Source organism: Rhodococcus sp. BH4 (genome assembly GCF_002079265.1).
GTDB classification, from domain to species: domain Bacteria; phylum Actinomycetota; class Actinomycetes; order Mycobacteriales; family Mycobacteriaceae; genus Rhodococcus_F; species Rhodococcus_F qingshengii.
In genome coordinates, this window is record NZ_CP014941.1 from 4,461,835 (window position 1) to 4,475,078 (window position 13,244).

Consider the following 13,244-nt stretch of genomic DNA (forward strand, 5'->3'; position numbering starts at 1 on the left):
ACCATCGCGCCATCGCGTCGATAAATGCGCCAGCCACGACCCGCACAAACACGGCCGACAACGCAAGAACCGCTAATGTCGTTATGTGTCTGCAACCCAACGTGCTCGCTCCGGGGTACCGCTGGACAAGCGATCGCTCATCGTGACCGTCCCCGGCCTGCCCTGGTGGGGAGTGATCCTGCTTGCTGCCGGTGTGACCGCCGTCGGCGTACTGATCGATGCCACCGGAGGCGGCGGAGAGCTCACCGCGGTGTTCTCGACGTTCTACTTCCTGGGCTGTCTCTTCGCTGTGGTTGCCGCTTCGAACAAGGCCCTCTTCACCGCGATGGCCCAACCGCCGTTGCTGCTCTTCGCTGCGGTGCCGATCGGGCACACGCTCATCGGCAAGGACAACAGCACCGCGCTGCGCGATATCGCGATCAACATCGCGTATCCGTTGGTCAACCGCTTTCCGATCATGTTGGCCGCAACCGTGGTCGTGCTGATCATCGGTGGCTTCCGATACTTCCTGCTCAATCAGCGCCCCACCGGACCCGCGCGCTCGACCCGCTCCCGCCGCTCGGCGGCCACCACTCGTGACTCCTCTGCAGCTGCCACGCGAGAACAACCCGCACCCGAGACCGGGCGTCGACGCAGAGTGTCGGACGCGCCCGTCCCCGGGCCCCCGCGTCGCCGCGCCCCCGAGGTGGACGAGCAGCCCGCCTACCGAAGCACCCCCAGGCGCGAGCCGATCCAGGACGAGCGTCCGCTGCCGCCTCGGAGAAGCCCTCAGCCACCCAGGGTCGATCGCACGCACCAACCGCCTACGCGTCGCCCCCAGCCCGACAGTCGGCCCGTGGCAGACGACGACTACCCGTCGTACGGTCGCCGCCGGGCGCCCGAGCCCACTCCGTCGCCCAGACGTGAGGAGCGGATGGAGCCCTTCTTCGCTTCGGGGGACGACGTATCGCCGCCGCTGCCCCCTCGCCGCCGCCCACCCGGAGTCGATCTTCCGGCGTATCCGCCGCCGCGAGTTCGGTACCGCGATCGCGAAGAGCCCTGACAGACGCGCCCGGTAGTACAAAAAAATGCGGGGCACCTTCCAGATGGAAGGTACCCCGCATTTTCGTGTTTCAGGACGTGCGCGCTGCTCGCAATTCACGGGGAAGGGCGAACACCAGAGTCTCGTTGGCAGTGGTGACGGGTTGAACGTCGTTGTATCCGTGCTCGGCAAGGAGTTCGATCACGCCGCGCACGAGCACCTCGGGTACCGATGCGCCTGACGTGATGCCGACTGTCTGGACACCCTCGAGCCACGCGAGATCGACCTCACGGGCGTAGTCGACCAGGTACGACGCGGCAGCGCCCGCCCCGAGCGCGACCTCGACCAGGCGAACCGAGTTGGACGAGTTCCGCGAACCCACCACGATCACGAGATCGCACTCGGGAGCCATCGCCTTGACCGCGACCTGACGGTTCTGCGTGGCGTAGCAGATGTCGTCGGACGGCGGGTCCTGCAGATTGGGGAAGCGCTCACGCAGGCGCGCGACGGTCTGCATCGTCTCGTCGACGCTCAGTGTGGTCTGGGAAAGCCAGATGACCTTCGACTCGTCACGAACCGTGACCGCGTCGACCGAATCCGGGCCGTCGACGATGGTGACGTGATCGGGAGCCTCACCTGCGGTGCCCTCGACCTCCTCGTGGCCTTCGTGGCCGATGAGCAGAATGTCGTAATCGTCGCGGGCGAATCGCTTTGCTTCCTGGTGCACCTTCGTGACCAGGGGGCACGTCGCGTCGATCGTGCGCAGGTTCCGCTCGGCAGCCGAGTCGTGGACGGCCGGCGACACACCGTGCGCCGAGAACACGAGCAACGATCCCTCGGGAACCTCGTCGGTTTCGTCGACGAAGATCACGCCTTGATCTTCGAGCGTCTCGACGACGTGGCGATTGTGGACGATCTCCTTACGCACGTAGATGGGTGCGCCGTGCTTCTCGAGGGCCTTCTCGACGGTCTCGACCGCGCGGTCGACGCCGGCGCAGTAGCCGCGAGGCTCGGCGAGGAGCACGCGCTTGGCGCTGCCCTTGCGGGTGGACGGCGAATCAGCCGAGTGCGCGATACCGAGATTGAGAGGAACAGCCGAAGACATGTGACCAGCCTACTGGCACCTCGAACGTGAGACACTCCGGCAAACGTGAACACCTCGGTTTCGGGCTCCGATCGAAGGTTCCGAAGTAAACGAGTACGGCCGTCACAGGCAAGTCGGCTACCGATTGTCGGAGCTTTGCGGCAAGCTGTGGGAATGATCCGACCACCGTTCGTGGCGCGCGTTGCCGCGGGACTCGCCGTCACCGCGATGGAAGAGGCAAAGAAGTTGCCCACCACCGCCGTCGCCCTGCCGATGACCGCCGTGAGCCAGATGCTGCAGACAAGCATGCGCGTGCAGCAGTCGATCACCTCGTTGGCCATCAAGGGCGATCAGGCATTTGCACTGATCAACTGGTCTTCCGAGGACGAACAGCCCGAGTGGGCGGTCTTCGACGAAGACGTCGACGCGCCTGCTGACCCGACGTCTTCCACCGGATCGACCACCGCTGACACCCCGACCAACGCCGGTCGCTTCGCGCTCTACTCGCTCGAGCCGACTGCCCCCATCGAGGAACCCGCACCCGTCGCCGAGTCGGAATCCACGGCAGCTACGACGGACGGACCTGCCGAAGAGCCCGAGATCGTCACCGAACTCGACTACCCCAACCTCACACTCGCACAGCTCCGTGCGCGCATCCGGACGCTCAGCATCGACGAGCTGACCGCAGTCCTGGACTACGAGAATGCGACGCTCGCCCGGGCACCGTTCCAGACCATGCTCACCAACCGCATCACCACAGCCAAGGCAAAGTGACTTCCGCAACGCCCCCCGCTTCATCGCAGCGATCGTCCGGCGCCAGCAGCGCTGAGCAGCCGTGGCCGGTCCGCACGGTTTCCGCCAAGGTCGCCGGCTGGATCGATCGGCTCGGCAGCATCTGGGTCGAAGGTCAGATCACCCAGATCAATGCACGCCCCGGCACCCGAACGGCCTTTCTCGTCCTGCGTGATCCGTCGGCAGACATGTCGCTGTCGATCACATGCTCACCGCAGTTGTTGCACAACTCCCCGGTGCCGTTGACCGAGGGCTCGCGTGTCGTGATGTTCGGCAAGCTCTCGTTCTACACCGGACGCGGAACGGTGTCGTTGCGTGTCACCGAGATTCGCGCCGTCGGTATCGGTGAGCTGCTTGCCCGCATCGAGAGACTGCGCGCCTTGCTCGCCGCCGAGGGCTTGTTCGATCCGCGGCTCAAACGGCCGCTTCCGTTTCTGCCCGGCACGATCGGCCTGATCACGGGCCGAGCCAGTGCGGCCGAGAAGGATGTCGTCTCAGTCGCCCATCGTCGTTGGCCAGCAGTTGCCATCGCAGTGCGTAACACCGCGGTTCAGGGCCCGACTGCTGTTCCCCAGATCATCGAAGCGCTGAAGGAACTCGACGCCAACCCGGTAGTCGACGTCATCATCCTCGCTCGCGGCGGCGGTAGCGTCGAGGATCTCCTGCCGTTCTCCGACGAAGCGCTGTGCCGCGCCATCGTGGCCTGCACGACGCCCATCGTCAGTGCCATCGGACACGAGCCGGACAGCCCGCTCAGTGACCACGTCGCCGACCTGCGCGCAGCCACACCCACGGACGCGGCCAAGCGCGTCGTACCCGACGCGGTTGCGGAAGCTGCCCTGGTTGCGGATCTGCGTGACCGCAGCGCTGCGGCACTGCGCAGCTGGGTCAAGCGTGAGTCTCATCTGATCGAACAGTTGCGCACTCGACCGGTCATGGCATCGCCGCTGCTCGCGGTGGACCGTCGCGCCGAGGAGGTCGAAAGGCTCCAAGCCGACGGGCGACGCGATGTGACTCGGTTGATCGACACCGAGTCCCGAACGATCGAGCATCTGCGCGCCCGACTCACCACGCTGGGCCCCGCCGCGACGCTGGCCCGCGGGTACGCAGTCGTGCAACGTGTTGTCGCCGATGGCGATCCGGAGGTTCTGCGCTCGGTCGAGGACGCGCCACCCGGAACCCAGATTCGAGTTCGACTTGCAGACGGCGCCGTTCGCGCCGCAGTGATGGGAAGAGAAAAATGAGCAACGCCACCGACACCGACATCAACGAACTCGGCTACGAAGCAGCCCGCGACGAACTGGTGAGCGTCGTGAAGATTCTCGAACAGGGCGGTCTGGACCTCGACGCGTCACTCTCACTGTGGGAGCGAGGCGAAGCGTTGGCCAAGCGCTGTGAAGAGCACTTGGCCGGCGCGAGGGCCCGCGTCGAAAAGGCTCTGGCCGAAGCGGACGAGTAGCGTCCGCTCCGACCGCAAATCCTATGGCGTGATCGGCTGCGCTGCGCCGACCTTCTCGGCAAGAATCCGGAACTCTTCCGGCGTCGCCGCGCCCGTGAGCAACAGGCGAACATCCCCGACGTCCGTGACCCAGATCGACTCGACACCTTCGCCGCCGAAGACGTTCCACGTATCGGCACCGACGGTCTCGACTCCGGTCGCGAATCGCTGTCCACCGGCAACATGTGACACCAACGGGAATTCCTCGGCGTTGCTCTGTGTCAGCTGGATGTAGCGACCACTGGTCGTGATGAATCCCACAGTGCTCGAATCTCCGCCGCCGTCGCCGGAGATGATCTTGCGACTGCCGGAGTTCGGAGTCCACCCGTCCGGAACACCGGGATTACGGATGGGAAATCCGAGTTCCTTCGCGTCGTAGTTCAGAGCTGCGTCCACGTCGACGCTCGGGATAGGCCCCTGTGTCGGGCCGCCAGGACTGAACGTGCACTGGCTGGCGATGCCCGCAATGATGATGCAGAACAGCACCAACGGTACGAGAGACCAGACCATGTCTTTGTTGTCTTCGAGAATGCGGGGTTTCTTCGATGCCACACCCCCAGTATCCAGGTACTCCGCAGTAGATACGATTCCCGGTCCCCCTCGAGCGAGACAAAACGTCTCTGCGGCGACCCGACAGCGCACGTAGCCGCTCCCATCTGGGACAATGACGCCTGAAGAAACCACTGCGTCGACACACCCCGTCGACCGCGACCGCGCCAGGAGGCACCGCACATGACGGCCAGCAGCACTCATCGTGAGACCCCGGACCGTAACCTCGCACTCGAATTGGTCCGAGTCACCGAAGCCGGTGCTATGGCTGCCGGCCGCTGGGTAGGCCGCGGTGACAAGGAAGGCGGCGACGGAGCAGCCGTCGACGCCATGCGTCAGCTCGTCTCCTCAGTCTCGATGCGCGGCATCGTCGTCATCGGTGAAGGCGAGAAGGACGAAGCGCCGATGCTGTTCAACGGCGAAGAGGTCGGAAACGGCGACGGCCCCGACTGTGACTTCGCCGTCGACCCGGTCGACGGCACCACCTTGATGTCCAAGGGCATGCCCAACGCAATCTCTGTTCTGGCTGTTGCCGAGCGCGGCGCGATGTTCGATCCGTCGGCCGTGTTCTACATGGAGAAGATCGCTGTCGGGCCGGATGCCGCAGATGTCATCGACATCAGCGCACCGATCGCCGAGAACATCAAGCGCGTGGCCAAGGTCAAGAAGGCGTCGGTCTCCGACATCACGATCTGCATCCTGGACCGCCCGCGTCACAACCAGCTGATCCAGGACGTTCGCGACACCGGCGCCCGTATCCGTCTGATCTCCGACGGTGACGTTGCCGGCGCGATCGCCGCAGCGCGTCCGGAGTCCGGCACCGACATGCTCGTGGGCATCGGCGGAACGCCAGAGGGCATCATCGCCGCAGCAGCCATGCGCTGCATGGGTGGATCGCTACAGGGCAAGCTGGCCCCCACCGACGACGAAGAGCGTCAGAAGGCCATCGACGCCGGTCACGATCTCGATCGGATCCTGTCCACCGAAGATCTCGTCTCGGGCGAGAACGTCTTCTTCTGCGCCACCGGCGTCACCGACGGTGACCTCCTGCGCGGCGTCCGCTACTACGGCGGCGGCGCCAGCACGCAGTCCATCGTGATGCGTAGCAAGTCCGGCACCGTTCGCATGATCGACGCGTACCACCGTCTCGAGAAGCTGCGCGAGTACAGCTCCGTCGACTTCGACGGCGAAGAGGGCGCGGTTCCCCCGACGTTCTGATGGGCTCCGCCCCGTGAGTGGTTAGGGAGTCCCTGCATTCCTTAACCGCTCACGGGGGACGTAGTCCCCTACCCGCTCTCGAAAAGTGGCAATGTGGAGTCATGACGGAGAGCAACGATCAACAGTTCCGAATCGAACACGACACCATGGGCGAAGTTCGGGTGCCCATCGACGCACTGTGGCGAGCACAGACCCAGCGTGCAGTCGAGAACTTCCCGATCAGCGGGCGCCCGCTCGAGCGCACCCAGATCCGCGCAATGGGCTTGCTGAAAGCAGCGTGTGCGCAGGTCAACAAGGACCTCGGACTCCTCGACGCGGACAAGGCCGACGCAATCATCGCCGCCGCGAACGAGATCGCCGAAGGCAAGCACGACGATCAGTTCCCCATCGACGTCTTCCAGACCGGCTCGGGAACCAGTTCGAACATGAACGCCAACGAGGTCATCGCGTCCATCGCGAAGGCCGCCGGTGTGGACGTACATCCCAATGATCACGTCAACATGTCGCAGTCCTCCAACGACACCTTCCCCACCGCCACGCATGTCGCAGCTACCGAAGCAGCGGTCACCGATCTTGTTCCGGCACTGGAACGTCTGCATGCTGCGCTTGCCACGAAGGCGACCGAGTGGAAGACCGTCGTCAAATCCGGACGCACCCATCTGATGGACGCTGTGCCGGTCACGCTCGGTCAGGAGTTCGGCGGCTACGCACGTCAGATCGAGGCCGGCATCGAGCGCGTCAACGCAACACTCCCCCGCCTCGGCGAGCTGCCGATCGGCGGAACAGCAGTCGGCACCGGTCTCAATGCTCCGGATGGATTCGGCCCCAAAGTTGTTGCCGAACTGGTCAAGTCGACCGGCGTCGACGCGCTGACTCCGGCGAAGAACAGCTTCGAAGCGCAGGCCGCGCGTGACGGACTGGTCGAGGCATCGGGCGCGCTGCGGACCATCGCCGTCTCACTGACGAAGATTGCCAACGACATTCGGTGGATGGGATCGGGTCCACTGACCGGGCTCGGCGAGATCGCACTCCCTGATCTGCAGCCGGGTAGCTCGATCATGCCCGGAAAGGTGAACCCGGTCCTGCCCGAGGCAACTACTCAGGTTGCGGCTCAGGTGATCGGAAACGACGCCGCCATCGCGTGGGGTGGCGCAGCCGGAGCTTTCGAACTCAACGTCTACATTCCGGTCATGGCCCGCAACCTGCTGGAGTCGTTCACTTTGCTGGCCAATGTCTCTCGTCTGTTCGCCGACAAGTGTGTCAGCGGACTGGTCGCGCACGAGGAGCACCTCAAGACACTCGCCGAATCTTCGCCGTCGATCGTGACGCCGCTCAACTCGGCGATCGGTTACGAGGAAGCCGCAGCCGTCGCGAAGCAGGCACTCAAAGAGAAGAAGACGATCCGTCAGGTCGTCATCGAACGCGGACTCGTCCCGGACAAGCTGAGCGAGGAAGAACTCGACAAGCGTCTCGACGTTCTGGCGATGGCGAAGGTCAAGGACTGAACAAACAAAAGTGTGGCGGTTTCCACTTCGGAAACCGCCACTCTTTTCCCTACACCGTAGTGGTTGCCCGCCACTCGTCGGTGCGATCGGGGCTCGCCTCGGCCAATGCTTTCAGCGTCGCTTCGCGATCGAAATCCTTGCCGTACACGGGAGTTCCCGGCTGCTGACGCCAGGAATCGTCGATCGTTCCCGCATCGACGGGATCGAAGCCCAACTGATTGATCAGATCGAAGACGACCTGCTTGTTCGCGTCGTCGTCGCCGGCGATGGGTAGCGCAATGCGCCCCTCTGCACCTTCGGGAAGCCCCTTCTCGAGGAGATGCTTCCACCAGATTCCGTTGAACGCCTTGAACACCGGTACTCCCAGGTGTTCCTGCACCCATCCGCTTTCGGTCTGTCCGTCCTCGATGGCGGCGATCAGACCGTCACGCTGTTGCGGGTAGTAGTTGTTGGTCTCGATGACCGGGGCACCTGCGACCGCACCGCTGAGAATCCCCGCCGGTAGATCAACCACGTTCTTCTGCGGAATGCTCACGATGACCAGCTCGGCACCCTCGGCGGCCTCGGTGCTGCGGACTGCCTTCGCACCCGTCTCGGCTTCCAGTTCTGCAAGCGTGTCCGGTGTCCGCGAGTTCGAGACGCGCACGTCGTGACCGAGCGCAGCGAGCCTACGTGTGAGCGTGCCACCGATCTGACCGGCTCCGATGATTCCGATGCGCATGATCCTGCTCCTTCGTCGTGTGGAGTGGCGATCGCGCCACCGCTGCATTCGTCAACGACGAGAACGCACCGGGTCATTCCGCACCGGCCATTTCAACTCCCGTTGATTCAATCGGTTGACGAATCGAGTGCGAGTTTGATGCGAACACTGACCGGGTCGGTCTGCAATCCGCGAAAGGCAGAGGCCGTCAGCGCCGATCTGATCTTCCCCGACGCAAATGTCTTCACCCGCGCCGGCACGTCGTCGTCCGACATGATCTGGGCCTGTCCGTCCACCCACTCGCCGCGGCGACGGATCCGAACCTTCGGCATCGCAGAGATATTGGCACCCCACCCCGTGCCGGTGCCATGCTGCGCAATGACCCACGCCTCGTCACCGTCGTAGGTGATCGCAACGGGCACTCGGCGGGTCAGACCGGTTCGGCGTCCAACCGTCTCGATCTCGGTCATCAACGACGGCATCAAACCGATCCGATTCAATCCGGTGACCAGCGGATTGGCGAAATACTTCCCGACTGCGACTTCGATTCTTCGTTTTCGTGCAACTGACGTCGGTACCGGCATGTCGTTTCCTCTCCTCCGAAGCTGGTGCTCGAAGCAACAGCTCTATACCGCACGATATAACCACTGTTCGAGGAGTTTTGCCACCAAGAATCTCCGTCGATACCCACCACCTGCACACAACACTTGACTGTGTCTGTCGGTTACATCTAGTCTCAGATTCGTTCCTATACCGATCGACATACCGGGAGGCAGTGATGAACACACCTCGAGACGCCTCGGTGCCATGACCGGCCCGCAGACGCGTTGTCCGATCGCCGCAGCGCGTCGCAAGTGGGGAGTACCAAGAGAATCAGCGGCACCAGATGATTCGAACAGCACTGCGATTGCATACGATGGCGGGATGGCCGACTCCGATTCCCGCACTCTGATGCTGGTCGGCGCCATCAATGCCTTCCGTGAACACGGGATCGCGACGACCTCGCTCACCGAGATCGTCGAACGCTCGGGAGCTCCCCGCGGGTCGGTGTACCACTACTTTCCCGAGGGCAAAGGACAGCTGGCCGGCGAAGCAGTTGCCTACTTCGGCCGGGGCGTCAGTGCCGCCATCAGTTCGATGATCGCTCAGTCTTCCCCACCGGAGATCATCGACGCGGTTGTCACGATATTTCGAAACAGCTTGGTAGAGAGCGATTTCACCTCCTCCTGTCCGGTCGCAGCCGCGGCAGTGGAGGGCGCGTCGACGCCGGCGGCATTAACTGCTGCGGGCGAATCCTTCACCTCGTGGGAATCGCTTCTCACATCGTTCTTCTGGCAGCAGGGACAGCCGTCCGAGACTGCAGCACAGTGGGCAACCGTCGTGATCGCGTCAATCGAAGGCGCGACGCTGATGGCAAAAGCTCAGCACACCACGGCGCCTCTCGATCGCATCGGCGCTCACCTCAAGGCTCTGGTCTCGGCCCCGAGCTGACCAACCCTCTTTCTTCCAACCGCTGCTGCCGTCCGCGCAGGAGCAGAGATGGCGTACAAACATGTCTCACACACTTGCACCGGCGCCCTCGGCGCCCATGATGACCAAGTCCCGTCGATTCACTGCGCTGATCTTCATCTGCCTCGCCGAACTCCTTGTCGTGCTGGACAACACAGTGGTCAACGTCGCACTGCCGACGATGAGCGTCGACTTGTTCGCCAGCGTCAGCGACCTGCAGTGGATCGTCGACGCGTACACGTTGACCTTCGCCGGGTTCCTACTCACTTTCGGCCACCTGGGTGACCGCTTCGGACGCCGCCGAGTGATGATCATCGGCTTGATCGGCGTCGGTGCGATGTCGCTCGTCGGCGCCTTGGCTTCCAACCTCGAACAGGTGATCATGGCGCGAGCCGCCATGGGTGTCTTTGCCGCAGCTGTCTTTCCGGCTACGTTGGCCATGATCACCAACATCTTCACCGACGCCAGAGAACGAGCCATCGCCATCGCGGCCTGGACCGCAATGGCCGGCTTCGCGATTGCCATCGGCCCGACTGCGGGCGGCTGGCTTCTCGAGCACTTCTCCTGGCACTCGGTGTTCTGGATGAACGTTCCGGCAGCATTGTTGGTCATCGTGGGTGTGCTGCTGGTTGTTCCGGAATCGAAGGCGCTCCACGTCGGCCGATTCGATTTCGTCGGAACAATCTTGTCGCTACTGGGCATCGTCATTCTGGTGTGGACCATCATCGACGCACCACATCGCGGATGGGTTTCGACATTCAGCATCACGGGATACCTCTCTGCGACAGTGTTGTTGGCCGCATTCGTCGCATGGGAACTGCGCACCGACGCGCCGATCCTGAACATGAATCTCTTCCGAATCCGGCGGTTTTCTTTCCCCGCCTTGGCTATTGCTGTCAGCTACTTCAGCATGTTCGGATTCTTGTTCCTGATCACGCAGTACTTCCAGGGCGTTCGGGAGTACTCGCCGCTCGAATTCGGCATCCACTCTTTGCCTTTCGCTGCCGCTGTCGCCGTGGGCGCCCCAGTCGCCACCTTGGCGGCACAGAGACTCGGCACGACTGCAGTGATGGTGTTCGGCCTCCTGGTACTCAGCGGCGGGATGTTCCTGGCCGGCCAGACGACCGTCGAGACGCCCTACCTCGGACCCGTCGTGATCTCGATGGTTCTCATGGGTCTGGGCCTCGCAATTGTCCAGGGACCGGCGACCGACTCCATCATGTCCTCGGTGCCCCTCGACGAAGCGGGCGCAGGTTCGGCAGTCAACGACACGACGCGTGAGCTCGGCGGGACCCTGGGCGTCGCCGTCATCGGTTCGATCGTCGCCTCGTACTACACGTCCAAGGTGGCTCCGATCGTCGACGCCATTCCCGACGCCGTGATGTCGGCGCAGGAGAAAGGCTTCGCTCGTGAGTCCGTGCTCAGCGTCATCGAAATCCGCTCCCGCGACATCAGTCCGCTCTTCGAGCAGCAGAAGGACAGTCTGATCTACACGATGAAGACCGCATGCCTGGAAGGCTTCGCCATCGCGTCGTACTTCACGGTCGGAGCAGCATTGATCACCGCTCTGCTGGTCGCGTTGTTGCTCCCTTGGAAGCCGGTCACGGAAGGCTCCATTCTCGGCAGTCTGACAACCAAGACCCCGAAGTAGCTACAAGGTTTCCCGATTTGTCCCAATATCAGCCCGCCGTTCCCCGATACTGGATTGACCGAGTGGTACCGACGACAACCCTGCTAGGGAGAATCTCGTGTCCATCACCAGTAGAAACAGCTCGCGACTGTCGGCAGCGGCGGTTCCGGTAGTACTGACGGTCGCCCTGCTCGCCGGATGCTCGTCCGATTCAGACACCACCTCGGCGCCCGGGCCGGTCGTCAGCGACGCCAGCCCGGGTCTCGACGCCGGGGTGCCGATCCCGGACGGGCAAATCGACGACGCGGTCGGGAAGCTCGACGACCTCGCGAACGATCTCATGGCAAGTTCCGGTGTTCCCGGCATGGCGGTGGCCGTGGTGCACGGAGGTAAGACTGTGTACGCAAAGGGATTCGGGGTTCGCGAGTTGGGTAAGAGCGCCACCGTCGATGCCGATACCGTGTTCCAACTGGCATCGGTGTCGAAATCGGTCGGGGCCACGGTGGTCGCCCACGAAGTCGGAATCGGGACCGTCGACTGGGACACTCCGGTGATCTCGAAACTGCCGGGGTTTGCGCTTGCCGATCCGTGGGTGACCGACCACCTCACGATCTCCGATCTCTACACGCATCGGTCGGGGTTACCGGACCACGCCGGCGACGGGCTGGAGGACCTGGGCTACAACCGGGCCCAGGTGCTCGAAAAACTTCGCCAACTACCGCTCAATCCCTTCCGAATCACATACGAGTACACGAACTTCGGCGTCACTGCCGGTGCGGAGGCCGTTGCAGCCGCGGCGGGCACCGATTGGGAAACGCTGTCGCAGAACACGATCTACGGTCCGCTCGGTATGACATCGACGTCTTCGCGGTTCGCCGATTACCAAGCCCGAGAAAATCGAACAGTCGGCCACATCCTCGAAGACGGAAAGTACAAGGTCGGGCCGGTTCGGGACGCCGACGCCCAATCCCCCGCCGGTGGAGTCAGCTCCTCGGTGAACGACATGGCCAAGTGGTTGGACATGGTGCTGTCGGGCGGTCGGTATCAGGGGCAGCAGGTCGTTCAGACGGAGGCGCTCGTGCCCGCAGTCAACCCGGAAATCGTCTCGCGCCATGCGCGGGAAATCGGGGAACGCTCCGGCTTCTACGGCTACGGGTTCAACGTTTCCGACAGCGCGGCAGGCCGTGTGACCGCCAGCCACTCCGGCGCCTTCCTGCTCGGTGCCGGGACCAATTTCGTCACGATTCCCTCCGCTGACGTCGGCATAGTCGTTCTGACCAACGGCACGCCCACCGGCGTCGCAGAGACCTTGACCGCCGAATTCGCCGATCTGGTGCAGTTCGGGAAGATCACCCGCGAGTGGCGCCCGCTGTACGAAGCGTCCTTTGCCTCACAAGCCGACCCTGAGGGCGAACTTGCCGGGAAGACGCCGCCGGCCTCCCCCGCTCCCGCGCCACCGACAGACCAATTGACCGGCGACTACGGCAATCCGTACTGGGGTCCCGCGCTCGTGACGCAGCAGAACGGTGCGCTGACCTTGACCATGGGTCCCGCGGCCGCGACGTACCCTCTGACCCACTGGGACGGAAACACCTTCACGTTCCCGCTCAGCGGCGAGAACGCACCGGCCGGGACGGTCTCGAAGGCCACCTTCGACGGAAACTCGCTAACCTTGGAGTACTTCGATCACGATCATCTCGGTACCTTCATCCGGGCAACACCGGCCGAATAATCAGCC

At 63.5% G+C, this 13,244-nt stretch carries 13 protein-coding genes; 9 read left to right on the forward strand and 4 right to left on the reverse strand.

The genetic code is table 11. The annotated features are described in order from the left end of the window. Nucleotides 1-85 precede the first annotated feature (85 nt). Nucleotides 86-1,042 carry a DUF6542 domain-containing protein gene (locus A0W34_RS20380; protein ID WP_042448843.1) on the forward strand — a complete coding sequence of 319 codons (957 nt, stop codon included), beginning with the start codon at nucleotides 86-88 and terminating at the stop codon, nucleotides 1,040-1,042. Between the two features lie 70 nt (nucleotides 1,043-1,112). Here the strand turns inward: A0W34_RS20380 and A0W34_RS20385 are convergent, their stop codons facing one another. Further along, nucleotides 1,113-2,126 carry a 4-hydroxy-3-methylbut-2-enyl diphosphate reductase gene (locus A0W34_RS20385; RefSeq protein ID WP_003945273.1) on the reverse strand — a complete coding sequence of 338 codons (1,014 nt, stop codon included), beginning with the start codon at nucleotides 2,124-2,126 and terminating at the stop codon, nucleotides 1,113-1,115. Between the two features lie 153 nt (nucleotides 2,127-2,279). Here A0W34_RS20385 and A0W34_RS20390 point away from each other — a divergent pair, with 153 nt between their 5' ends. From A0W34_RS20390 to A0W34_RS20400, 3 genes are read left to right on the forward strand one after another with little or no spacing between them, the layout of a single operon-like run. Further along, the gene (locus tag A0W34_RS20390) at nucleotides 2,280-2,879 is read left to right on the forward strand and encodes a lipid droplet-associated protein (RefSeq protein ID WP_134932325.1); all 600 of its coding nucleotides are present in this window, start codon (nucleotides 2,280-2,282) and stop codon (nucleotides 2,877-2,879) included. After that, nucleotides 2,876-4,141 carry an exodeoxyribonuclease VII large subunit gene (gene xseA / locus A0W34_RS20395; RefSeq protein ID WP_075833940.1) on the forward strand — a complete coding sequence of 422 codons (1,266 nt, stop codon included), beginning with the start codon at nucleotides 2,876-2,878 and terminating at the stop codon, nucleotides 4,139-4,141. The genes A0W34_RS20390 and xseA overlap by 4 nt, the downstream gene beginning before the upstream one ends. Continuing rightward, nucleotides 4,138-4,356, forward strand: coding sequence for an exodeoxyribonuclease VII small subunit (locus tag A0W34_RS20400; RefSeq protein ID WP_003945276.1), 219 nt, complete (start codon nucleotides 4,138-4,140; stop codon nucleotides 4,354-4,356). The genes xseA and A0W34_RS20400 overlap by 4 nt, the downstream gene beginning before the upstream one ends. A gap of 21 nt (nucleotides 4,357-4,377) precedes the next feature. Here the strand turns inward: A0W34_RS20400 and A0W34_RS20405 are convergent, their stop codons facing one another. Then, nucleotides 4,378-4,947, reverse strand: coding sequence for a DUF4245 domain-containing protein (locus A0W34_RS20405; protein WP_003945206.1), 570 nt, complete (start codon nucleotides 4,945-4,947; stop codon nucleotides 4,378-4,380). A 180-nt stretch (nucleotides 4,948-5,127) separates the two neighbouring features. On the opposite strand from A0W34_RS20405, the gene glpX reads away from it, so the two are divergent. Beyond that, nucleotides 5,128-6,162 carry a class II fructose-bisphosphatase gene (gene glpX, locus A0W34_RS20410; RefSeq protein ID WP_003945202.1) on the forward strand — a complete coding sequence of 345 codons (1,035 nt, stop codon included), beginning with the start codon at nucleotides 5,128-5,130 and terminating at the stop codon, nucleotides 6,160-6,162. 101 nt (nucleotides 6,163-6,263) lie between these two features. Further along, a complete protein-coding gene (locus A0W34_RS20415; protein ID WP_081558175.1) occupies nucleotides 6,264-7,667 on the forward strand; it encodes a class II fumarate hydratase in 1,404 nt (467 codons plus the stop codon). 49 nt (nucleotides 7,668-7,716) lie between these two features. On the opposite strand, the gene A0W34_RS20420 is transcribed toward A0W34_RS20415, so the two are convergent. Continuing rightward, nucleotides 7,717-8,436, reverse strand: a complete 720-nt coding sequence (locus A0W34_RS20420) for an NADPH-dependent F420 reductase (RefSeq protein ID WP_080909223.1) — start codon at nucleotides 8,434-8,436, stop codon at nucleotides 7,717-7,719. A 59-nt stretch (nucleotides 8,437-8,495) separates the two neighbouring features. Next, nucleotides 8,496-8,951: a nitroreductase family deazaflavin-dependent oxidoreductase gene (locus tag A0W34_RS20425; protein WP_081558176.1), complete on the reverse strand. Its 456-nt coding sequence runs from the start codon at nucleotides 8,949-8,951 to the stop codon at nucleotides 8,496-8,498. A gap of 340 nt (nucleotides 8,952-9,291) precedes the next feature. Between A0W34_RS20425 and A0W34_RS20430 the strand changes: the two genes are divergently transcribed. The 3 genes from A0W34_RS20430 to A0W34_RS20440 all read left to right on the forward strand — a co-directional run bounded on the left by A0W34_RS20430 (nucleotide 9,292) and on the right by A0W34_RS20440 (nucleotide 13,238). Then, complete coding sequence (locus A0W34_RS20430) at nucleotides 9,292-9,858, forward strand: TetR/AcrR family transcriptional regulator (RefSeq protein WP_003945239.1); 567 nt, start codon at nucleotides 9,292-9,294, stop codon at nucleotides 9,856-9,858. Nucleotides 9,859-9,955: 97 nt separating this feature from the next. Then, the gene (locus A0W34_RS20435) at nucleotides 9,956-11,527 is read left to right on the forward strand and encodes an MFS transporter (protein WP_081558177.1); all 1,572 of its coding nucleotides are present in this window, start codon (nucleotides 9,956-9,958) and stop codon (nucleotides 11,525-11,527) included. A 97-nt stretch (nucleotides 11,528-11,624) separates the two neighbouring features. Further along, nucleotides 11,625-13,238 (forward strand): serine hydrolase, encoded by a 1,614-nt coding sequence (locus A0W34_RS20440; protein WP_081558178.1) that lies wholly within the window; start codon nucleotides 11,625-11,627, stop codon nucleotides 13,236-13,238. Nucleotides 13,239-13,244 lie beyond the last annotated feature (6 nt).

Bases quoted from the DNA above. Each gene is read 5' to 3' on its own strand.
- A0W34_RS20385 (WP_003945273.1), bottom strand. From the start codon at position 2,126: ATGTCTTCGGCTGTTCCTCTCAATCTCGGTATCGCGCACTCGGCTGAT.
- A0W34_RS20390 (WP_134932325.1), top strand. From the start codon at position 2,280: ATGATCCGACCACCGTTCGTGGCGCGCGTTGCCGCGGGACTCGCCGTC.
- A0W34_RS20400 (WP_003945276.1), top strand. From the start codon at position 4,138: ATGAGCAACGCCACCGACACCGACATCAACGAACTCGGCTACGAAGCA.
- glpX (WP_003945202.1), top strand. From the start codon at position 5,128: ATGACGGCCAGCAGCACTCATCGTGAGACCCCGGACCGTAACCTCGCA.
- A0W34_RS20415 (WP_081558175.1), top strand. From the start codon at position 6,264: ATGACGGAGAGCAACGATCAACAGTTCCGAATCGAACACGACACCATG.
- A0W34_RS20420 (WP_080909223.1), bottom strand. From the start codon at position 8,436: ATGCAGCGGTGGCGCGATCGCCACTCCACACGACGAAGGAGCAGGATC.
- A0W34_RS20425 (WP_081558176.1), bottom strand. From the start codon at position 8,951: ATGCCGGTACCGACGTCAGTTGCACGAAAACGAAGAATCGAAGTCGCA.
- A0W34_RS20430 (WP_003945239.1), top strand. From the start codon at position 9,292: ATGGCCGACTCCGATTCCCGCACTCTGATGCTGGTCGGCGCCATCAAT.
- A0W34_RS20435 (WP_081558177.1), top strand. From the start codon at position 9,956: ATGATGACCAAGTCCCGTCGATTCACTGCGCTGATCTTCATCTGCCTC.